This is a genomic window from Geodermatophilus sp. SYSU D00698 (genome assembly GCF_054050335.1).
In genome coordinates this window covers 127,088-147,341 of record NZ_JBJGZD010000006.1, presented here as the reverse complement: position 1 = coordinate 147,341, position 20,254 = coordinate 127,088, and the positions used below count along the sequence as shown (strand labels likewise).

The following is a 20,254-nucleotide window of genomic DNA, read 5'->3' as shown; positions in this document are numbered from 1 at the left end:
CCCCTCACCCCGAGGGGTGGGTCCGGGCCGCCTGCGATCCGCGTCACGATCGGGTCCCGGGGGGCGAGGGATGCCGGGTGCGCCTGTCACCATGCAGCCCCGGGGTGGCGAGAGCCCGCCTCCCCCGCAGCACCACCCAGGCCCGCCGGCAACGACGCCGGCCCGAGCTGTCGTTGGAGTGCGCGTGCTCATCGGTGTGCCCGCAGAGACCCGGCGGAACGAGACGCGGGTCGCCGCGACCCCCGCGAGCGTCGGCCGGCTGTGCGCCCTCGGCCACGAGGTCCTCGTCCAGTCCGGCGCCGGGGAGGCGGCCAGCTGCCCCGACGAGGCCTACGTCGCCGCCGGCGCGCGGATCGGCTCGGCCGCCGAGGCGTGGGGCGCCGACGTCGTCCTGCACGTCAACGCCCCGACCCTCGACGAGGTCGCCCGGCTGCGCCCGGACGCGGTGCTGGTCAGCCTGCTGGCCCCGGCCCTGGCGCCCGACCTGCTCGACGCGCTGACCGCCCGCGGCGTCACCGCCCTGGCGATGGACGCCGTCCCCCGCATCTCCCGGGCCCAGTCGCTGGACGTGCTGTCCTCGATGGCCAACATCGCCGGCTACCGGGCCGTCGTCGAGGCCGCGCACGCCTTCGGCCGGTTCTTCACCGGGCAGGTCACCGCGGCGGGCAAGGTGCCGCCGGCCAAGGTCTTCGTGGCCGGCGCCGGCGTCGCGGGGCTCGCCGCCATCGGCGCGGCGAGCAGCCTGGGCGCGATCGTGCGGGCCACCGACGTCCGGCCCGAGGTCGCCGAGCAGGTGCGCTCGCTGGGCGGCGAGTACGTCGGCGTGCCGGCCGACGAGGAGGAGCAGGCCGCCGGCAGCGGCACCGGCTACGCGTCGGTGACGTCGGAGAGCTTCAACGCGCGGGCCGCCGTCATGTACGCCGAGCAGGCCCGCGACGTCGACGTCGTCATCACCACCGCGCTCATCCCCGGCCGCCCGGCACCCCGGCTGCTCACCGAGGACATGGTGGCGAGCATGAAGCCGGGGTCGGTCGTCGTGGACATGGCCGCCGCGCAGGGCGGCAACGTCGCCGGCTCGGTGCCCGACGAGGTGGTGGTGACCCCGAACGGCGTCACGATCATCGGCTACACGGACCTGCCTGCCCGGCTGCCGGCGCAGGCCTCGCAGCTGTTCGCCACCAACCTGGTCAACCTGCTCACGCTGCTCACCCCCGGCAAGGACGGGCGGCTGGTCCTGGACACGGACGACGTCGTGCAGCGGGCGATGACCGTGACCCGCGACGGCGAGCTGCTGTGGCCCCCGCCGCCGGTGCAGGTCTCCGCCGCCCCGGCCGCCGCCGCGCCGCCACCGGCGCCGCTGCCGCCACCGGAGAGCAAGGCGCCGACGCCCCAGCGGCGGGCCGCGCTGGTGGGCCTGGCCGCCGCGCTGCTGTTCCTGCTGGCCGCCTTCTCCCCCGACCAGCTCATCGGCAACCTGACGGTGTTCGCCCTCGCCGTCGTCGTCGGCTTCTACGTCATCGGGCACGTGCACCACGCGCTGCACACCCCGCTGATGAGCGTCACCAACGCGATCTCCGGGATCATCGTGGTCGGCGCCCTGCTGCAGCTGGGCCACGTCAGCACCGTGGTCACCGTGCTCGCGTTCCTCGCCGTCCTGCTGGCCAGCATCAACGTGTTCGGCGGCTTCGCGGTGACCCGCCGCATGCTCGGCATGTTCCGGAGGGCCTGACCGCCATGACCGCCACCAGCGCCGCGTCCGCGGCCTACATCGTCGCCGGCCTGCTGTTCGTCCTGAGCCTGGCCGGCCTGTCGAGGCACGAGACCGCCAAGGCGGGCAACGCCTACGGCATCGCCGGCATGGCCGTCGCCCTGGTCGCCACCGTCGGGCTGGCCTGGCGCGACGGCGACGCGCTCGCCGTCGGGCTGATCGCCGTCGCCATGGCCCTCGGCGCGGCCATCGGCCTGTGGCGGGCGCGCATCGTCGAGATGACCGGCATGCCCGAGCTCATCGCGCTGCTGCACAGCTTCGTCGGCCTGGCCGCGGTGCTGGTCGGCTGGAACGGCTACCTGTCGGTCGAGGGGGCCGGGTCGTCAGGAGGCGGGGCCGGCGAGGCCGAGGAGCTCGGCCTGCCGGTCGGCATCCACTCCGCCGAGGTCGCGATCGGCGTCTTCATCGGCGCGGTCACCTTCACCGGCTCGATCGTCGCGTTCCTCAAGCTGTCGGCGCGGATCAGGAGCAACCCGCTGGTGCTGCCGGGCAAGAACGCGCTGAACCTGGGCGCGCTCGCGGCGTTCGCCGTCCTGACCGTCGTCTTCGTCGTCTCGCCCGGCCTGGGCGTGCTCGCCGCGGTCACCGTGCTGGCGCTGGCGCTGGGCTGGCACCTGGTCGCCTCGATCGGCGGCGGCGACATGCCGGTCGTCGTCTCGATGCTCAACAGCTACTCCGGCTGGGCGGCGGCGGCGTCGGGCTTCCTGCTCGACAACGACCTGCTCATCATCACCGGCGCGCTGGTCGGCTCCTCGGGTGCCTACCTCTCCTACATCATGTGCCAGGCGATGAACCGCTCCTTCATCTCCGTCATCGCCGGCGGCTTCGGCAACGAGGGCAGCACCACCGGGACCGGCACGGTCGAGGGCGAGCACACCGAGACCACCGCCGAGGAGGTCGCGCAGCTGCTGCGCGACGCCGACAGCGTCGTCATCACCCCCGGCTACGGCATGGCGGTCGCGCACGCGCAGAACGCCGTCGCCGACCTCACCCGCACCCTGTCGGACAAGGGCGTGCCGGTGCGCTTCGGCATCCACCCGGTCGCCGGGCGGCTGCCCGGGCACATGAACGTGCTGCTGGCCGAGGCGAAGGTGCCCTACGACGTCGTCCTGGAGATGGACGAGATCAACGACGACTTCCCGAAGACGTCGGTCGTGCTGGTCATCGGCGCCAACGACACCGTGAACCCGGCCGCGGCCGAGGACCCGGGCTCCCCCATCGCCGGCATGCCGGTGCTGCACGTGTGGGAGGCCGAGCACGTCGTCGTGTTCAAGCGGTCGATGAGCACCGGCTACGCCGGTGTCCAGAACCCGCTGTTCTTCCGCGAGAACACCCGGATGCTGTTCGGCGACGCGCGCGAGCGCGTCGAGGACATCCTGCGGGCGCTGTGAACGTGCTCGTCAGCCCGGCCTGGCTGATCGGCGGGCTGCGCAACGTGCCGGGCTTCCTGGCCACCGACGGGCGGGGGCTGGCGTTCGTCGGCGACACCCCGGTGTTCGACGTGCCGCTCGACGCGGTCACCGACGTCTCGTGGCCGTGGTGGTGGTTCGGCGGCGGGCTGAGGCTGTCGGCGGCCGGGCAGCGGTGGAAGGTCACGTTCGTGCGACCCAACGGGATGCCGCCGCCGCAGCCGTCGGTGCTGGCGTCGTCGGTGGGCACCGTCGGGGTGCTCACCGGGACGCTGCCCCCGCACGTCCTGGCCGACCTCGACGCGCTGCGCGGGCTGGCCGACGTCCGTGACGGCCGCGCGGCCGGACGGCGCTGGCGCGAGGTGCTGCCGGGCTGAGTTGCGGCGTGGTCGGCCCGGGCGCGACGGTGGACGACGTGGACCCCTTCCGCCTCGGCATGCCGAAGATCCCCGGCCTCACGGAGCTGCTCACGCTCCTGCAGACGCAGACCGAGGCGCTGGCCCAGCTGCCGCGGACCCTGACCGACCTCAACGCCGCTGTCCGGGAGCTCATCGCCGCGACCTCGACGGCGACGTCGGCCATCTCGTCGGCGCAACGCACCGCCGAGCGGCTGGAGGGGCTGGTCGGCGAGCTCGAGGAGCCGGTGCGGGCACTCAAGCCGGGGCTGGAGCGGGTCGGGCGGGTGCTCGACGACCCCGCGGTGGATGCGGTGCCGGACATCATCCGCACCATCGACGAGGACCTGATGCCGATGATCGCGACGCTGCGTCAGGCGCAGTCACGGGTCGCCGGCGTCACCGGCCTGCTGCGCCGCCGCGGCCGCCCCGACGAGCGCCCCGACGACCGCCCCGACGACGCGGACGCGGCGGGCTGACGGTCGCCGCGGCCGCCGTCCAGTGCGGCGGGCGCCCGAGGACGGCGGGCAGGCGGGTGCCGGCGTCGCCGCGGGCGGCGGCCACCTGCGGGCGGGTGAGGAACAGCGCACCGCTGAGGTCGGCGCCGCGCAGGTCGGCCGCGCGCAGGTCCGCGCCGAGCAGGTCGGTGCCGGTGAGGTCGGCCCCGCGCAGGTCCGCGCCGATCAGGTAGGCGCCGCGCAGGCTCACCCGGCGCAGGTCGGTCCGTCGCAGGTCGGCGCCGACCAGGTCGGCGTTGCGCCGGTCCCGCCCGCCGGTGCGGACGGCGGCGCTGACCCGGCCCAGCAGCTCCCCCGCCTCCCCGCGGACCGCTCCGGCGTCGACCGCTGCCAGCTCGGCCGGTGGGCCCGCGGCCAGCCGCTCCGTGCGCCCGAGCGCCGCGGTGACCTCCCCGTGCAGACCGGCCGGCAGCGGCAGCGCGGCCGCCTCGGTGAGATACCAGAGCAGCTCGTGCAGCTGCCGCAGGACGGGGAACGCCGCCGCGACGCCGGGGTCGGCGGCCGGGTGCTCGACGGCGGCGGCCTGCACCAGCCGCTGGCCGGCGCCGAAGCAGTCGAAGACCGTGCAGCCGGGGAAGCCGCGCTGCCGCAGGTCGGCGTGGATGCCGCAGCGGGCGTCGGCGGTGAGGTGGAGGCAGGCCCGGCCGGCCGGCTTGTCGATGGCGAAGTCGGCCGAGGCGGCGAAGGCGGGCAGCACGCAGCACAGCCCGGCGCAGGACGAGCAGTCGGCGGCCAGGTCCCGCCGCCGGTCGGCGGGGGCGGCCGCCGGCGGGGCGGGAGGGGTCACCGGCCGAGGGTATGCCGCGGGCATGGACGTGCTGAGCAGCCGCGTGCTCCTGCGGCCCACCGACCCCGAGCGCTCGCAGGCGTTCTACCGCGACGTCCTCGGGCTGGCCGTGCACCGCGAGTTCGGCCCGCCCGGGCACCGCGGGCTGGTGTTCTTCCTCGGCAACGGCCTGCTCGAGGTGTCCGGCCGGGCCGACCAGCGCCCGCGCGGGCTGGCGCTGTGGGTGCAGGTGCGCGACCTGGCCGCCGAGGTGGCGCGGCTGGCCGGGGCCGGCGTCCCCGTCGTCGCGGAGCCCGGGCGCATGCCGTGGGGCCTGCTGGAGGCGACGGTCGAGGACCCCGACGGCGTGGCGATCGTGCTCGTCGAGGTCCCCGCCGACCACCCGCTCCGGGTGGACCTCCGCCCCCTGGGTCGAGACGCGAACGTGTGAGCGGCGTGCGGGGACGGCCCCGTCCAGAGGCTCGCCCCGAGCCTGCGAGGGGCGAGGAGGACGGGGTCCCTCCCTAGTCGGTGCCGGACTCCATCGCGGCGCGGTCGAGCGCCTCGTCGTCGACCGGGGCGGTGCGGCCGGCGATCGCCTGCGCGCCGCCCTCGGTCATCCGGTCGATCAGCCCGGTGGCGGCCGCCTGCGCGGCGCCGATGACGGCGGGCTCGGCCCCGCCGCCGACCATGCCGAGCCGCGCGTACTGCTCGAGCTTGGCGCGGGAGTCGGCGATGTCGAGGTTGCGCATGGTCAGCTGGCCGATCCGGTCCGTGGGGCCGAAGGCGGGGTCCTCGGTGCGCTCCATCGACAGCTTGTCCGGGTGGTAGCTGAAGGCCGGGCCGGTGGTGTCGACGACCGACCAGTCCTCCCCGCGCCGCAGCCGCAGCGTGACCTCGCCGGTGACGGCCATGCCGACCCACCGCTGCAGCGACTCCCGCAGCATGAGCGCCTGGGGGTCCAGCCACCGGCCCTCGTACATGAGCCGGCCCAGCCGCCGGCCCTCGGTGTGGTAGGTGGCGAGGGTGTCCTCGTTGTGGATGGCGTTGACCAGCCGCTCGTACGCGGCGTGCAGCAGCGCCATGCCCGGCGCCTCGTAGATGCCGCGGCTCTTGGCCTCGATGACCCGGTTCTCGATCTGGTCGGACATGCCCAGCCCGTGCCGGCCGCCGATCGCGTTCACCTCGAGCACGAGGTCGACGGCGGAGGCGTACTCCTTGCCGTTGACCGAGACCGGCCGCCCGTTGGCGAAGCCGATCGTCACGTCCTCGGTCTCGATCTCGACGGCGGGGTCCCAGAACCGGACGCCCATGATCGGCTCGACGATCTCGATGCTCGCGTCGAGGTGCTCCAGCCGCTTGGCCTCGTGGGTGGCACCCCAGATGTTGGCGTCGGTGGAGTAGGCCTTCTCCGCGCTGTCCCGGTAGGGCAGGCCGTGCGCGGTCAGCCACTCCGACATCTCCTTGCGGCCGCCCAGCTCCTCGACGAACCGGGCGTCCAGCCACGGCTTGTAGATCCGCAGCGAGGGGTTGGCCAGCAGGCCGTACCGGTAGAACCGCTCGATGTCGTTGCCCTTGAACGTCGAGCCGTCGCCCCAGATCTGGACGTCGTCCTCGAGCATGGCGCGCACCAGCAGCGTGCCGGTGACCGCGCGGCCGAGCGGGGTGGTGTTGAAGTAGCTGCGCCCGCCGGAGCGGATGTGGAACGCCCCGCAGGTCAGGGCCGCCAGGCCCTCCTCGACCAGCGCCTCGCGGCAGTCGACCAGCCGGGCGATCTCCGCGCCGTAGGCGGTGGCCCGGCCGGGCACCGAGGCGATGTCGGGCTCGTCGTACTGGCCGATGTCCGCGGTGTAGGTGCAGGGGACCGCGCCCCGGTCGCGCATCCAGGCGACCGCCACGGAGGTGTCGAGACCACCGGAGAAGGCGATCCCGACGCGTTCGCCGACGGGCAGGGACGTGAGCACCTTGGACACGAGAGAGATTATGCACGTCCGCGCATGACCATTCACGGGCGGGGGTCGGGGCGCCCGGCCCGTGGGGCAGGATCGCAGGCGTGCCGGACCTCTCCCTCGGCGACGACCTGCGCGGTCTCGTCGACGCCGCCCCCTCCCCGTTCCACGCCGTGGCCGAGCTCACCCGCCGGCTGACCGCCGCCGGGTTCACCGAGCTGGCCGAGGCCGACGCGTGGCGGCTCGCCCCCGGCGGGGCGCACTTCGTGGTGCGGCAGGGCAGCCTCGTCGCGTTCCGGCTGGGCAGCGCCCCGCTCGCCGAGGCCGGCATGCGGCTGGTCGGCGCGCACACCGACTCCCCCACCTTCCGGGTCCGGCCGCGGTCCGACGTCCGGCAGGCCGGCTACCGGCTGGTCGGCGTCGAGCCGTACGGCGGCGGGTTGTGGCACACCTGGCTGGACCGGGAGCTGACCGTCGCCGGGCGGGTGGTGCTGCGCGGCGGCCGCACCGCGCTGGTCCGGCTCGACGGCGCCCCGCTGCGGCTGCCGTCGCTGGCCGTCCACCTCGACCGGAGCGTGCGCGAGGGGCTGACGCTGGACCCGCAGCGGCACCTGGTCCCCGTCTGGTCGCGGGACCTGGACACCGAGCCCGGGCTCACCGAGGCGCTCGCCGCGGCCGTCGGGGGATCGCCGGGCGACGTCGTCGGGCACGACCTGGTGCTGGCCGACACCCAGCCCGCGGCCCCCGCCGGCGCGGACGGCACGTGGGTCGCGGCGCCGCGGCTGGACAACCTGGCCAGCTGCCACGCCGGCGTGACGGCGCTGGTCGGCGCGGCACCCGGCGAGCGCACCCAGGTGCTGGTCGCCAACGACCACGAGGAGGTGGGCAGCGGCTCGATGTCGGGGGCGCGCGGCAGCTTCCTGGAGGACGTCGTCCGCCGGCTGGTCGCCGTCACCGACCCCGCGGACCCGCAGGCGCTGCCCCGGACGCTCGCGCGGTCCCGGCTGGTCTCGGCGGACACGGCGCACGCCGTCCACCCGACCCGGTACGACCGGCACGAGCCCGCCCACACCCCGCAGCTCGGCGGCGGCCCGGTGCTGAAGGTGAACGCCAACCAGGCCTACGCCACCGACGCGGCCGGCAGCGGCTGGTTCGCCGAGCGGTGCGCCGAGGCGGGCGTGCCGGTGCAGTACTTCGTCTCCCGCGCCGACCTGCCCTGCGGCTCGACGATCGGCCCGCTGACCGCCACCCGGCTGGGCGTGGCGACCGTCGACGTCGGCGCGCCGATGCTGGCCATGCACTCCTGCCGCGAGCTCGCCTCCGCGCTCGACGTGCCGCTGGTGGTGGCCGCGCTGACCGCCTGCTACGAGGACTGAGCGGGCGGCGGTTCCTGGCCGGTGGGCCGGTCGGCCGGCCGGTCCGACGGGGAGCGGCGGAGGACGTCGGCGAAGGACTCCTCCAGCCGCGCCCAGGTGCCGCTCCACTCGACGAGCGGCTCGAGGATCCGCTCGAAGACCGCCAGCTGCTCGTCGAAGGCCTGCAACTGGCCCACCAGACCCTCGACGAGCTGCCGCTGCGCCCGCACCGACGACGCGATCGACCGCACCTGCGCCGCCGACATCGCCCCGGGCGGCGAGGGCAGCCGCGGCAGCGACAGCCCCGACGGGACGGCGCCGGCGGCCAGCCGGGTGGCCCGGTCGGTGAAGCCGCGCAGCTGCGCCACGAACTCCTCGACCGACCGCGCCACCAGCCCGCCGTCGCGGGGCCTGTCCTCGGACTCGCTCACGCGCACCTCCCCCGGCCCGCCCGCCCCGGTGGGCGGGAACCGGACCCAGTCTCGCGGCTGCGGACCTCAGCCGCCGGTCAGCGCGCGCAGGGTCTCCGCGTTCCGGACCGCGTGGCCGTACCCGTCGTTGTTGAAGTACGCGTAGACGTCGCGCCCCTGCCCGGCCCACTCGCCGATCCGGTCGGCCCACCAGCGCAGGTCGGCGTCGGGGTAGGAGCCGGCGTACAGGTGCGCGGCGTCGGGCCCGTGCAGCCGGACGTAGACGAACGGCGCCGTCGCGCGCAGCACGCACGGCAGGCCGGCGCCGCTCATCACACAGTAGGCGGCGCCGTGCCGCTCGAGCAGCGCGAACACGCCGTCGTCGTGCCAGCTGGGGTGCCGGAACTCCACGGCCACCCGCATCCAGTCCGGCAGCAGGCCGAGGAAGTGGTCGAGCCGGGCGTCGTCGCGGGCGGCGGCCGGGTGCAGCTGGACCAGCAGCACCGCCCGCCGGGGCCCCAGCTCGTGCCAGGCCGCGGTCATCCGCTCGACCCAGGCCTCCGGGGCGTACAGCCGCTTGGCGTGGGTCAGCCCGCGCGGGGCCTTGACCGACAGCCGGAAGCCCTCGGGCAGGCGCTGCCGCCACCCGGCGAAGGTCGCGGTGCGCGGCCAGCGGTAGAAGCTGGCGTTGAGCTCGACGGTGCCGAACCGGCGGACGTAGTGGGCCAGCCGGTCGCGGGACGGCGTCCCCGGCGGGTACAGGACGTCCTCCCAGTGGTCGTAGCTCCAGCCCGACGTGCCGACGTGGACGGCCACCGGCGCCCCTGCGCGGTCAGGCCCGGCGCAGGGCGGCCAGGCGGGTGGCGGCGGCGAGCACCCTCCCGTACGAGCCGGGCGCCAGGCGCACCAGGACGTCCGGGACGACGGCGCTGGCGCCGATGAGCAGCCGCGGCCGGCGCCGCTCCACCGCGTCGACGATCCGCTGCGCGGCGCGGCCGGCCGGGTACCGCAGCAGCCTGGCGAACTCCCGCTTGCCCCGCTCGGCCTCCGCCGGGTCCGCGCCACTGGCGACACGGGCGGTCTCGGCGATGCGGGTCGCGATGCCACCGGGGTGCACGCTGGTCACGCCGACGCCGTCCTCGGCCAGCTCGTGCCGCAGCGCCTCGGTGAACCCGCGGACGGCGAACTTGCTCGACGCGTACGCCGCCTGCCCGGCCGGCGCCATGAGCCCGAACAGGCTGGAGACGTTCACCAGGTGCGACCCGGGGTGCGCCTGGAGCGTCGGCAGCAGCGCGTGGGTGAGCCGGACGGTGGCGCGGAAGTTGACGTCCACGACCCACTCGAACTCCTCGAGGGTCACCTGGTCGAACCGCCCGCCCAGCGCGACGCCGGCGTTGTTGACCAGCAGCGTCGTCCCCGGGTGGTCCGCGACGACCCGGTCGGCGGCCGCGCGCAGCTGCCCGGCGTCGGCGAGGTCGGCGACGACGGTGGCCACCGACTGGCCCGGGGAGGCCGCACGCACCGCCGCCGCGACGCCCTCGAGCCGCTCGGCGTCGCGGTCGAGCAGCACGAGGTCGTTGCCGCGGGCGGCCAGCCGCGGGGCGAGCGCGGCGCCGATGCCGCTGGCCGCCCCGGTGACGACGGCGGTACCGGTGAAGGCGTAGGGGCGCACGCGGCGACCGTATCCGGCGGCGCTCAGGGCAGCCGCCACACCGTCGTCCGGCGCAGCCCGGGCCCCTCCGTCTCGGGGACCTCGTACACCGCGGCCGACTCCAGCCGCTCGTGCGGGAGGTACGGGCGGCCGGGGTCGCCGACGAGCACCTCGCAGCCGCGGGCCCGCGCCCGGTCGAGGAAGGGCAGCACCCGCCCGGTCATCTCCCGGTCGTAGCAGACGTCCCCGGCGACGACGACGTCGACGGCGGGCGGCTCGCGGTCCAGCACGTCGCCGGTGACGCTGATGCCCGCGACGCCGTTGAGGCCGGCGTTGACGCCGACCGCCGTCCGGGAGAACGGGTCGACGTCGCTGGCCAGCACCCACCGGGCACCGGCGAGGACGGCGGCGACGGCCACCAGGCCGCTGCCCGACCCGAGGTCGAGCACCGTGCGGCCGCCGACGGTGGCGGGCTCGTCGAGCAGGTGGCGGGCCAGCGCCTGCCCGCCGGGCCAGGCGGCGGCCCAGAACGGCGGCTCCTCGCCCGCCCCGCCGGCCGCGGTCTCCATCGCCTCCCACAGGGCGACGACGTCGTCGGCGACGTGCAGCCGCACCTCGGGGACGAGCGAGGGCCGGCGCACCTGGGTGTGCGCGCGGACGAACCCCGCTGGCACCACCCGGGTGGCCGGCCCTCGATGAATCACGTGTCGATCAGTACCAGCCGGTGGCCTGGCTGTGCGCCCAGGCGTCGCACGGCGAGCCGTAGCGCTCCTCGATGTAGATCAGGCCGGCGTCGATCTGGCGGTAGCCGTCGGAGGTCTTGGCGATCCCGGTGCTGGCCCAGGTGGAGTCCAGGAACTGCGGGATGCCGTAGGCGGTGCTGGTGGGGTTCTGGGCGTTGGGGTTCCAGCCGCTCTCCTTGCCCCACAGCTTCTCCAGGCAGGAGAACTGCTCGCCGCTGCCGACCTTGCTCAGCGCGTAGTCCTTGAAGGAGCCGGAGGGCGCGGCGGGGGCGGCCTCCTCGGCGGCCTGCTCCTCGGCGGCCTGCTCCGCGGCGGCCTGCTCCGCGGCGGCGGCCTCGGCGGCGGCCTGCGCCTCGGCGGCCTGGCGGGCGGCCTCCTGCTCCGCGGCGACGCGGGCGGCCTCCTGCTCGGCGGCGACGCGGGCGGCCTCGGCCTCGGCGGCCTGGCGGTCGCGCTCGGCCTGCTCGGCGGCGAGCTGCGCGTGGGCGGCACCGGCCTCCTGCGCGCTGCGCTCGGCGCGCGAGGCGGCGATGTCGGCCAGCGACGTCAGGTCGGGGGCGGTCGCGGCCTGCTGCTGCGGGATGCCCAGCTCGTCGGCGACGCTGACCGCGGTGCCGGCGGTGTCGGTGCCGGCGGAGGCGGCGGGGCCGCTGGTGGAGACGACGCCGACGATCAGCGCGCCGGCGGCGGCGGCGCCGAGCAGGAGGGCCGGGCGGCGCGGGCCCAGCGGCGGGCTGCCGCGGCGGAACAGGCGCCGGCGGGCGGGGGCCTCGGCGGCGTCCGCGACCGCGGGCAGCTCGCGGGTGGCGGTGCCGGCCGTGGTCTCGGCGGCGGTGTCGGGGGTGTCGGCGGTGGCGAGCTCGACGGTCGCGGGGGCGTCGGCAGGCGTGTTCGGGACGTGGCGGGACATGAGGGGGTGAGGGCTCCGAGGGAGAGTGCGCGCGGCAGCGGGCCCGGAGGCGGACCTCGGGCATGCGCGTGCGGCGCGGGGCTACGGGTGTCGCGGACTACGGGGTCCCCGGCGACGTCGTCGCAGGGAGCGGCAGGGCAGGGGCGGCCGGCGTCAGGCGGACGCGGGAGCGCGGTGTGCGCGCGGGCAGCTGCACCTGCGGGCCGCTTCGGCCCGGAGGCGGGGCATGCGGGGACTCTCCGTTTCTTCCGTGAGCCGCCTACCGAGTTAGCTGACGGGTTCGGGCGGGAAGCAGCCCTACGCGCGCCGGGCCGGAGCTCGGCGGGCGCGATTCACCCCAGTACTGCGGTGGGTCCCCGGCTCGCGTCCACGGGCGCGGACACGACTCGGCGGCGTCCGGCCGGGCTCCCCAGGACGGGGACCTGACGACCAGCCGGACGCCAGCCACCGTACGGTCGTTACCGGTTCGTGACAACCGCCGGGGCCGGAGGTGCGGCCGTGACGGGTGGGGCGGACCCCCTCGTCCCGGAACCCGCCCCCGCGTCGCCGCTGGTCAGGAGGCCGCGGCCACCTCGGGCCGGCCGGGCCCGTGCAGCGGTGTCACGTCGGACACGTCCGTCCCGGACGACGCCGGACGCGACTCCGCCCGGAGTCCACCGGCGGAGTCCTCCAGACGGGCCAGCCCCCGCTTGTCGCCCAGGGCGGGGACGTCGTCGGGCACGACGCCGGTGACGACGGCGAGCGCCTCGTCCAACTGCCCGGTCAGCAGGCGCAGCCAGTCGCGCGCCCGGTCGCGCTCGTCGCGCAGGGGCTCGAGCTCGGCCTCGACGGCGTGCCGGCGCTCGAGCGCCTCGGCGTCGGCCCGCGCCCGTGCCGCGGCGGCCTCGCGGTCCCGCCGCTCGCGCTCCGCGGCGGCCGCCTCCTCCAGCCGGGCCGCCTCGCGGCGCGCGGCCTCGAGGACGGCGGCGGCCTCGCTGCGGGTCTGCTCGCGGGCGGCGAGCACCGCCTCGCGCATCTCGGCCACCCCGGACAGCCGGGCCTGCGCCTCGGCGAGCGCCTCGGCGCGGATCCGCCCGGCCTCCTCCTCGGCGGCGGCGGTCAGCGCGGCGGCCTCCTCCTCGGCCCGCCGCACGATCGCCGCCGCGTCCTCGGGGCCGGGCAGGCTCTGCCGCTCGCGGACCAGCTGGGCCAGCCGCCGGCGGGCGTTCTGCAACTCGGCCGAGGCGGCGGCGTAGCGGCTGAGCAGGTGCTCGTTCTCCCGGCGCAGGACCAGGAGCTCGGTCTCGGCCCAGGCGACGTAGTCGTCGACCTGCACGCGGTCGTAGCCGCGGACCGCCCCGGTGAACACCGGTCCGGTGCCCAGCAGGCCGTCGAGCCCACGTCCCGGAGGCGGCTCCGCGGTGCCGTCCCCGGTCCCGTCGGGAGCAGCTCCCCGTCCCCGCAGCGACATCCCGGTTCCCCCTCGGTGCGCCGTCCGATCCGGCCCCCCACCGGCGTGCCGGTCGGGGGTGATCACAGAGTTCCACCCGCCGCGTGCGGCCGGACGGGTCGACACGGACGCGTGCGGGGCGTCCGGACCGGTCGCGCCCGGACGTGCCGGGCCGGTCACCGAGCGCGGTCGAGAGGTCTCAGTACGGTCACGGAGGCGTCGGGAATGCCCGGCGGGGGCGGGTCGTTGGGCCGGGTACAGTAGTTGCACTCTCAACCACATGGAGCGCGAGATGCAGTTCGGGGTCTTCACGGTCAGCGACGTCACGACCGACCCGACGACGGGGCGGACGCCGAGCGAGGCGGAGCGGATCAAGGCCGTCGTCACCATCGCGAAGAAGGCCGAGGAGGTGGGCCTCGACGTCTTCGCGCTCGGTGAGCACCACAACCCGCCGTTCTTCTCGTCCTCCCCCACGACCACGCTGGCCTACGTCGCGGCGCAGACCTCCCGGCTGCAGCTGTCGACGTCGACCACGCTGATCACCACCAACGACCCGGTGAAGATCGCCGAGGACTACGCGATGCTGCAGCACCTCGCGGACGGCCGCGTCGACCTGATGATGGGCCGCGGCAACACCGGCCCGGTCTACCCGTGGTTCGGCCAGGACATCCGCAACGGCATCCCGCTGGCGGTGGAGAACTACGCGCTGCTGCGCCGGCTGTGGGACGAGGAGGTCGTGGACTGGCAGGGCCGGTTCCGCACCCCGCTGCAGGGCTTCACCTCCACCCCGCGGCCGCTGGACGGCGTCCCGCCGTTCGTGTGGCACGGCTCGATCCGCTCGCCGCAGATCGCCGAGCAGGCCGCCTACTACGGCGACGGCTTCTTCCACAACCACATCTTCTGGCCGAAGGAGCACACCCAGCGGATGGTGGAGTTCTACCGGTCCCGGTTCGAGCACCACGGCCACGGCGCCGCCGACCAGGCGATCGTCGGCCTCGGCGGGCAGGTGTTCATGCGGAGGAACAGCCAGGACGCCGTCGCCGAGTTCCGGCCCTACTTCGACGACGCGCCGGTCTACGGGCACGGGCCCTCGCTCGAGGACTTCTCCCGGGAGACGCCGCTGACGGTGGGCAGCCCGCAGCAGGTCGTCGAGCGCACCCTCGGCTTCCGCGACTACGTCGGCGACTACCAGCGGCAGCTGTTCCTGATCGACCACGCCGGCCTGCCGCTCAAGACCGTGCTCGAGCAGCTGGACCTGCTCGGCGAGGAGGTCGTGCCGGTGCTGCGCCGCGAGTTCGCCGCGCTCAAGCCGGCGCACGTGCCCGACGCCCCGACCCACGCCGCCCGGGTGGCGGCGCGCGGCGGCGCGCAGGACTCCACGGTGTACGCCGCGGGTGACGACGTCACCGGCCGTGCCGACGACGGGGCCCGCGAGGAGGTGTCCGTCCGATGACCACCCGCACCCTGGCCGTCGTCAGCGCGGGGCTCGGCGTCCCGTCGTCGACCCGGCTGCTGGCCGACCGGCTCGCGGCGGCGACCGTCGCCGCGCTGCGCGAGCGCGGCGAGGACGCCACCGTCGAGGTCGTCGAGCTGCGCGAGCACGCCCGCGACGTCGCGGACGCGCTCGTCACCGGCTTCCCCAACGCCGCGCTGCGCGCGGCGGTCGCGACGGTGACCGGCGCGGACGCGGTCATCGCGGTCACGCCGGTGTTCACCGCCTCCTACAGCGGCCTGTTCAAGTCCTTCGTCGACGTGCTGGACAAGGACGCGCTCACCGGCACGCCGGTGCTGCTCGCGGCGACCGCCGGCACCGCCCGGCACTCGCTGGTGCTCGAGCACGCCGTGCGGCCGCTGTTCAGCTACCTGCGCGCGGTGACCGTGCCGACGGCGGTCTTCGCGGCGAGCGAGGACTGGGCCGGCGGGGACGGCGCCGGCCAGGAGCTGGCCGCGCGGATCACCCGCGCGGCCGGCGAGCTGGCCGACGTCGTCACCGGCCGGCCGGCGGCGGCCCGCCCGGCCGACCCGTTCACCGACGTCCCCTCCTTCGAGGACCTCCTCCGGGGCACCGCCTAGGACCGGTCCTGGACCGGCGCCTGGGACGACCCGCCGCCGCGCGGGTCGGCGTGCCGCGCCGTGTCGCGCTCGGGGGCCTGCCGGGCGACCGGCACGCCCTCCGGCGCGGCCGGCGGCCCCGCCGGCACCGGCGCGGCCGGCGGGACGGCCGGCTGCGGGCGGCCCCGCAGCCGCGGGTACGCCAGCACCAGGCTGGCCGCCAGGACGATGGCCAGGATGACCGCCCACGTGCCGGTGTAGTCGGCCCAGGAGCCGGTGAGCAGCAGGAACGCCGGCAGGGCGGCGGTGAGCAGCCCGGCGACGACGGCGATCGCGCCCGTGTAGCGGGTGAACTCCTCCCGCTTCAGCCCCAGGACGACGAAGAACAGCGCCCAGAGCACCGCCCAGTACAGCCAGATGACGCCGAAGCCCGGGTCCCGCGGCTCGACGTAGAAGAAGTTCAGCCCGGCGTACACCAGCGCGCACGCCGCGACGAACGCCGAGAACCAGCCCAGCCCCGTGCCGTCGAGGCCGGCGAGCAGGTTGATCCCCACGTACAGGTACGTGAAGCCGAACAGGTAGAGGCCCGACGCGGCCAGGATCGTGGCCGTGTCCCCGTCGGCCGTGACGAGCAGGACGGTCGGCGTCACCACCTGCAGCGCCCCGACGAACAGGTTGAGCGGGGCGGCGGCGCGGGCGTCCACCAGCCCCAGCAGCATCAGGCCGTTGACGACCAGGACGGCTCCCACGTACAGCAGTCCCACGGCTCCCATGTGCAGTCATCTCCTCGGGTCCCGCGACGGTGCGGACGTCCCCCGTGGCTGGTGCCGGCGGCGGTCGCGCCGGCGGTCAGGAGCCCGGCTCCCCGGACTCCCGTTCGTTCTCCCGGACGGCCTCGTCCTGCTCGAGGGCCTCGTCCTCCTGCAGGGCCTCGTCCTCCTGCAGGGCCTCGTTCTCCTGCAGGGCGCTGTCGATGAGGTCGGCCAGCCCGCCGACGGAGCGGTGCGGACCGCCCCGGCGGACGACGACCGGCTCGGGCACGTCGTCGTCGGACGACAGCCCCTCGGTGAGGTCGTGCGCCGCCCGCAGCGCGGCCTTGCCGGCGCGGTCGGCCGCCTCGTGTCGCTCGATCCGCGGGACCTCGTCGGTCACCTGCCGCCTCCCTCCCCGGCGTCCCGCCACGGTCGGTGACCCCCGGTCCCGGTTGGGCGGACGGCGCGCCGGGTACCCGTCTCCCCGGCCTCGAACATCCGGGAGCCGTGCAGTGCTCGTGTGAGGAGCGATCCGTGCAACTCCGGGTCGAGGTGGTGTGGACGTGCGCGCCGTGCGAGGTCGGCGGGCAGGACGTGGCGGAGGACGGTGACGACGACCCGACCTGCTGGAACTGCGGCGGGCCGGTCGTGGTGACCGCCCGGCCCTCCGTCCGCCGGCCCCTCCCCCAGCCGTTCCCCGAGCCGGACGCCGCCTGAGGGCGGCGCCCGGCCCGGGCGGGCGGGTCCCGGCGTGCGCCGGGACCCGTCGGGCGGTCAGGACGTGACGGCGCACTGCCCGCGGTCGGCTCGGACCGGCCCCGACGCCGACGGCTTCACGTCGAAGTCGAAGATCGCCGTCGGCAGGTACAGCGAGCAGCAGGCGTTCGGGATGTCGACGACCCCGCTGACGCGGCCCTCGATCGGCGCCGACCCGAGCAGCAGGTAGGCCTGCTCGCCGGAGTAGCCGAACTTCTGCAGGTACCGGACGGCGTTGAGGCAGGCGTTGCGGTAGGCCTGCGTGGCGTCCAGGTAGAGGTTGCGGTCCTCCTCGTGCTCGACCGAGATCCCGATGAAGGTCAGGAACTCCGAGTAGCGGGGCTCGACGTTGCCCGGGATGAACACCGGGTTGGTGGTCACCCCGTAGGTCTCCATGCCGCCCTTGATCAGGTCGATGTGGAAGTCGATGAACCCGCCCATCTCGATGGCGCCGCAGAACGTGATCTCGCCGTCGCCCTGGCTGAAGTGCAGGTCGCCGCCGGACAGCTTCGCGTCCTGCACGTGCACCGGGTAGAAGACGCGGGAACCGCGGGAGAAGTTCTTGATGTCGTGGTTGCCGCCGTTCTCCCGCGCCGGCACCGTACGTGCGCCGTCCCGGGCGATCGCCGCAGCCACGTCACCGTCGGCCTGCCCAGCCAGCGTCTGGTCCTCGATCGGGAGCAGCGCCAGGGCGGGCACGCGGTCGGGGTCGGTGTCGGCCAGGGCCTTCTCCCGCCGGTTCCACCGGGCGAGCAGGTCGGCCGACGGGGCGGTGCCGAACAGCCCCGGGTGGGTCAGGCCGGTGTAGCGGACGCCCGGGATGTGCCGGGAGGTCGCCACCTGGCCGTGGAAGTCCCAGATGGCCTTGTAGGCGTCCGGGAAGTAGTCGGTCAGGAAGCCGCCGCCGTTGGCCTTGGCGAAGATGCCGGTGTAGCCCCAGCCCTGTCCGGGGGCCTCGCCGTACTCCTGCGGCGCCTGCACCGGGCCGAGGTCGAGGATGTCGACGACCAGCAGGTCGCCGGGCTCGGCCCCCTCGACGCCGATCGGGCCGCTGAGCATGTGCGCCCGGGTCAGGTCGACGTCGCGGACGTCGTTGGCCGAGTCGTTGTTGCCGATCTGGCCGTCTGTCCACTCCCGGCACTCCACCCGGATGTCCTGCCCGGGCCGGACCATCGTGGCGACGGGTACGTCCGGGTGCCAGCGGTTGTGCCCCGGGACGGCCTGGTCCCGCATGGACTTGGCCTGGTCGACGGTGAAGACGACGTCTGGCATGTCCCCCACACTCCGATCTCCGTTGACGGGAGGGCCGACCCGCGTCCGCGGGCCGTTCGTGGCGGCTCCGCGCGGGGAGCCGGGGAGGCGACGGCGGCCCGGCCCGGGGCCGCCGCGCGGGCCGGTCAGGGCCGGGGCAGGGCGCTCCACCGGGGGTCGCGCCGCACCGGGCGGCGGGGGGCGGGCGGCACGGCCGTCGTCACGGCGGGCGCGTCGGCGCTGGCCTCCTCGCGCGACCGCGCCGCGGCCAGCGGCGCCGGGGTGCGCGCCAGCAGCGGGGCGGTGTAGACGCGCCGGCCGGTGTCGCCGCACGAGGGGCACGGCTCCTCGGCCTGCGCGGTGCCGATGGGCCGCCGCACCTCCCACGGGCCGCACGCCGGGCACCGGTACAGGTAGGCCGCCATCTTGGCCTCCGCGGGGAAGTCGGGACCACTCGGGAGCGGGCGACGCTAGTGACGGGCCCGGACGGACCGGCGGGACCTTCGACCCCACCGGTAGCGCGTCGCCACGGGCGGCCCCCGGGTGGTGACCGCGGGTGGGCTCAGCGGGCGGCGTCCTCCGACGGCGCCGCGGACCCGCCCTGCGGGGCCTCCGCCGTCATGATCCGGACGACCTCCGCCCGGTCCGCGGCCGAGGGCAGGCCCCAGCCGGGCTCGTAGCCGTAGACCTCCGACAGCGGCCGCGACGCCGTCCGGCCGGTGAGCACCTCCACCGAGCCGGTGTCGATCAGCCCCGGGTGCTCGACGCCGCACGCCTCGGCCACCTTGAGCAGGTCCCGGCGCAGGGTGGCCACGTAGTTGGCCAGCCGCACCGACTTCAGCGCCGGGTCCAGGCCGTGCGCCAGCCACGCGTTCTGGGTGGCGACGCCGGTCGGGCAGGTGTCGGTGTGGCACTTCTGCGCCTGGATGCAGCCGATGGCGAGCATCGCCTCGCGGGCCACGTTGACCATGTCGCAGCCCAGCGCGAAGGCCACCACCGCGTTGTCGGGCAGGCCCAGCTTGCCGGCGCCGACGAAGGTGACCTGCTCGGCCAGCCCGCGGCGGGCGAAGGTGCTGTACACGCGGGCGAAGCCGAGCTGGAAGGGCAGCGACACCGAGTCGGTGAAGATCAGCGGCGCGGCGCCGGTGCCCCCCTCGCCGCCGTCGACGGTCACGAAGTCGACGCCGCGGCCGGTGTCGGCCATGAGCCGGGTCAGCTCGTCCCAGAAGGCCAGGTCGCCGACCGCGGACTTGATCCCCACCGGCAGGCCGGTCTCGGCCGCGAGCAGCTCCACCCAGTCGAGCAGGCTGTCGACGTCGGTGAACTCCGCGTGCCGGGACGGGCTGACGCAGTCCACGCCCTCGGGCACCCCGCGCGCGGCGGCGATCTCGGCGGTCACCTTGGCCGCCGGCAGCACGCCGCCCAGGCCCGGCTTGGCGCCCTGGCTGAGCTTGACCTCCAGTGCCCGGACGGGAGCGGACTCGACGAGGTCCTTCAGCCGCTGGAGGTCGAACCGGCCGGCCTCGTCGCGGCAGCCGAAGTAGGCGGTGCCGATCTGGAACACCAGCTCGCCGCCGTGCCGGTGGTGCACCGACAGCCCGCCCTCGCCGGTGTTGTGCAGACACCCGGCCAGCGCCGCGCCGCGGTTGAGCGCCTCGACCGCGGCCCCGGACAGCGAGCCGAAGCTCATCGCCGACACGTTGACCACCGACGACGGCCGGAACGCCCTGGCCCGCCCGCGCGGGCCGCCGAGCACCTTCGCCGACGGGATCGCGACGTCGGCCGCCGAGTGCGGGTGCGACGGCGGGACGGCGCGGCCGAAGGTGCGGTGGTTGATGACCGGGTAGCCGGCCGTGTACTCGAGGTCGTTGTCGGTGCCGAACCCGAAGTAGTTGTTCTCGCCCTTGGCCGAGGCGTACACCCAGCGCCGCTGGTCGCGGGTGAACGGCCGCTCCTCGTTGTTGCCGGCGACCAGGTACTGCCGCAGCTCCGGGCCGATCGACTCCAGCAGGTAGCGGGCGTGGCCGATCACCGGGAAGTTGCGCAGCAGGGTGTGCTCCCGCTGCGCCAGGTCCCGGGCGGCCACCGCCGCCAGCGCCCCGAGTCCGGCCACCGCGGCCCGCGCCGCACCCCTCATCGC

General features: G+C 75.7%; 22 protein-coding genes and 1 riboswitch. Of the genes, 9 read left to right on the top strand and 13 right to left on the bottom strand.

Going from position 1 to position 20,254, the window contains the following annotated elements:
• Positions 1-184 precede the first annotated feature (184 nt).
• Genes ACI8AB_RS07845 through ACI8AB_RS07830 form a run of 4 tightly spaced genes read left to right on the top strand, consistent with a single transcriptional unit; the run spans position 185 to position 4,051 of the window.
• Positions 185-1,729, top strand: coding sequence for a Re/Si-specific NAD(P)(+) transhydrogenase subunit alpha (locus ACI8AB_RS07845; protein WP_456949645.1), 1,545 nt, complete (start codon positions 185-187; stop codon positions 1,727-1,729).
• 5 nt (positions 1,730-1,734) lie between these two features.
• A complete protein-coding gene (gene pntB / locus ACI8AB_RS07840; protein WP_456949644.1) occupies positions 1,735-3,159 on the top strand; it encodes a Re/Si-specific NAD(P)(+) transhydrogenase subunit beta in 1,425 nt (474 codons plus the stop codon).
• Positions 3,156-3,554 (top strand): hypothetical protein, encoded by a 399-nt coding sequence (locus ACI8AB_RS07835; RefSeq protein WP_456949643.1) that lies wholly within the window; start codon positions 3,156-3,158, stop codon positions 3,552-3,554. Before pntB ends, ACI8AB_RS07835 begins: the two co-directional genes overlap by 4 nt.
• 38 nt (positions 3,555-3,592) lie before the next feature.
• The gene (locus tag ACI8AB_RS07830) at positions 3,593-4,051 is read left to right on the top strand and encodes a hypothetical protein (protein ID WP_456949642.1); all 459 of its coding nucleotides are present in this window, start codon (positions 3,593-3,595) and stop codon (positions 4,049-4,051) included.
• Here ACI8AB_RS07830 and ACI8AB_RS07825 read toward each other — a convergent pair.
• Positions 3,972-4,877 carry a pentapeptide repeat-containing protein gene (locus ACI8AB_RS07825; protein WP_456949641.1) on the bottom strand — a complete coding sequence of 302 codons (906 nt, stop codon included), beginning with the start codon at positions 4,875-4,877 and terminating at the stop codon, positions 3,972-3,974. The genes ACI8AB_RS07830 and ACI8AB_RS07825 overlap by 80 nt on opposite strands.
• 22 nt (positions 4,878-4,899) lie before the next feature.
• On the opposite strand from ACI8AB_RS07825, the gene ACI8AB_RS07820 reads away from it, so the two are divergent.
• Complete coding sequence (locus ACI8AB_RS07820) at positions 4,900-5,307, top strand: VOC family protein (protein WP_456949640.1); 408 nt, start codon at positions 4,900-4,902, stop codon at positions 5,305-5,307.
• Between the two features lie 73 nt (positions 5,308-5,380).
• Here the strand turns inward: ACI8AB_RS07820 and argG are convergent, their stop codons facing one another.
• Positions 5,381-6,829, bottom strand: a complete 1,449-nt coding sequence (gene argG, locus ACI8AB_RS07815; protein ID WP_456949639.1) for an argininosuccinate synthase — start codon at positions 6,827-6,829, stop codon at positions 5,381-5,383.
• 80 nt (positions 6,830-6,909) lie between these two features.
• On the opposite strand from argG, the gene ACI8AB_RS07810 reads away from it, so the two are divergent.
• Positions 6,910-8,181 (top strand): M18 family aminopeptidase, encoded by a 1,272-nt coding sequence (locus tag ACI8AB_RS07810; protein WP_456949638.1) that lies wholly within the window; start codon positions 6,910-6,912, stop codon positions 8,179-8,181.
• Here the strand turns inward: ACI8AB_RS07810 and ACI8AB_RS07805 are convergent.
• The 6 genes from ACI8AB_RS07805 to ACI8AB_RS07780 form a co-directional block, all read right to left on the bottom strand.
• Positions 8,169-8,591, bottom strand: a complete 423-nt coding sequence (locus ACI8AB_RS07805) for a hypothetical protein (protein WP_387989916.1) — start codon at positions 8,589-8,591, stop codon at positions 8,169-8,171. The genes ACI8AB_RS07810 and ACI8AB_RS07805 overlap by 13 nt on opposite strands.
• A 66-nt stretch (positions 8,592-8,657) precedes the next feature.
• Positions 8,658-9,386, bottom strand: coding sequence for a DUF72 domain-containing protein (locus ACI8AB_RS07800; RefSeq protein WP_456903098.1), 729 nt, complete (start codon positions 9,384-9,386; stop codon positions 8,658-8,660).
• 16 nt (positions 9,387-9,402) lie between these two features.
• Positions 9,403-10,242 (bottom strand): SDR family NAD(P)-dependent oxidoreductase, encoded by an 840-nt coding sequence (locus ACI8AB_RS07795; RefSeq protein ID WP_456949637.1) that lies wholly within the window; start codon positions 10,240-10,242, stop codon positions 9,403-9,405.
• A gap of 23 nt (positions 10,243-10,265) precedes the next feature.
• Positions 10,266-10,925, bottom strand: a complete 660-nt coding sequence (locus tag ACI8AB_RS07790; RefSeq protein ID WP_456949636.1) for a class I SAM-dependent methyltransferase — start codon at positions 10,923-10,925, stop codon at positions 10,266-10,268.
• A 7-nt stretch (positions 10,926-10,932) separates the two neighbouring features.
• The gene (locus ACI8AB_RS07785) at positions 10,933-11,874 is read right to left on the bottom strand and encodes an aggregation-promoting factor C-terminal-like domain-containing protein (RefSeq protein ID WP_456949635.1); all 942 of its coding nucleotides are present in this window, start codon (positions 11,872-11,874) and stop codon (positions 10,933-10,935) included.
• Positions 11,875-12,115: 241 nt separating this feature from the next.
• Positions 12,116-12,276, bottom strand: a riboswitch (cyclic di-AMP (ydaO/yuaA leader).
• A 151-nt stretch (positions 12,277-12,427) separates the two neighbouring features.
• Complete coding sequence (locus ACI8AB_RS07780) at positions 12,428-13,324, bottom strand: hypothetical protein (RefSeq protein WP_456949634.1); 897 nt, start codon at positions 13,322-13,324, stop codon at positions 12,428-12,430.
• Positions 13,325-13,583: 259 nt separating this feature from the next.
• Between ACI8AB_RS07780 and ACI8AB_RS07775 the strand changes: the two genes are divergently transcribed.
• Positions 13,584-14,756, top strand: coding sequence for an LLM class flavin-dependent oxidoreductase (locus ACI8AB_RS07775; RefSeq protein WP_456949633.1), 1,173 nt, complete (start codon positions 13,584-13,586; stop codon positions 14,754-14,756).
• Positions 14,753-15,376 (top strand): FMN reductase, encoded by a 624-nt coding sequence (locus ACI8AB_RS07770; RefSeq protein ID WP_387989898.1) that lies wholly within the window; start codon positions 14,753-14,755, stop codon positions 15,374-15,376. Before ACI8AB_RS07775 ends, ACI8AB_RS07770 begins: the two co-directional genes overlap by 4 nt.
• Here the strand turns inward: ACI8AB_RS07770 and ACI8AB_RS07765 are convergent.
• Positions 15,373-16,128 carry an AmiS/UreI family transporter gene (locus ACI8AB_RS07765; RefSeq protein ID WP_456949632.1) on the bottom strand — a complete coding sequence of 252 codons (756 nt, stop codon included), beginning with the start codon at positions 16,126-16,128 and terminating at the stop codon, positions 15,373-15,375. The two genes, ACI8AB_RS07770 and ACI8AB_RS07765, sit on opposite strands and share 4 nt — an antisense overlap.
• Positions 16,129-16,204: 76 nt before the next feature.
• A complete protein-coding gene (locus tag ACI8AB_RS07760; RefSeq protein WP_456949631.1) occupies positions 16,205-16,507 on the bottom strand; it encodes a hypothetical protein in 303 nt (100 codons plus the stop codon).
• A gap of 134 nt (positions 16,508-16,641) precedes the next feature.
• On the opposite strand from ACI8AB_RS07760, the gene ACI8AB_RS07755 reads away from it, so the two are divergent.
• Entirely contained in the window at positions 16,642-16,824 is a 183-nt protein-coding gene (locus tag ACI8AB_RS07755; protein WP_387989889.1) for a hypothetical protein, read from the top strand.
• A 57-nt stretch (positions 16,825-16,881) separates the two neighbouring features.
• On the opposite strand, the gene fmdA is transcribed toward ACI8AB_RS07755, so the two are convergent.
• The 3 genes from fmdA to ACI8AB_RS07740 all read right to left on the bottom strand — a co-directional run bounded on the left by fmdA (position 16,882) and on the right by ACI8AB_RS07740 (position 20,251).
• Positions 16,882-18,135: a formamidase gene (fmdA, locus tag ACI8AB_RS07750; RefSeq protein WP_456949630.1), complete on the bottom strand. Its 1,254-nt coding sequence runs from the start codon at positions 18,133-18,135 to the stop codon at positions 16,882-16,884.
• 125 nt (positions 18,136-18,260) lie between these two features.
• Positions 18,261-18,539, bottom strand: a complete 279-nt coding sequence (locus ACI8AB_RS07745) for an FmdB family zinc ribbon protein (RefSeq protein WP_456949629.1) — start codon at positions 18,537-18,539, stop codon at positions 18,261-18,263.
• Between the two features lie 137 nt (positions 18,540-18,676).
• On the bottom strand, positions 18,677-20,251 hold the full coding sequence (locus ACI8AB_RS07740; RefSeq protein ID WP_456949628.1) for an FMN-binding glutamate synthase family protein: 1,575 nt from the start codon (positions 20,249-20,251) through the stop codon (positions 18,677-18,679).
• Positions 20,252-20,254 lie beyond the last annotated feature (3 nt).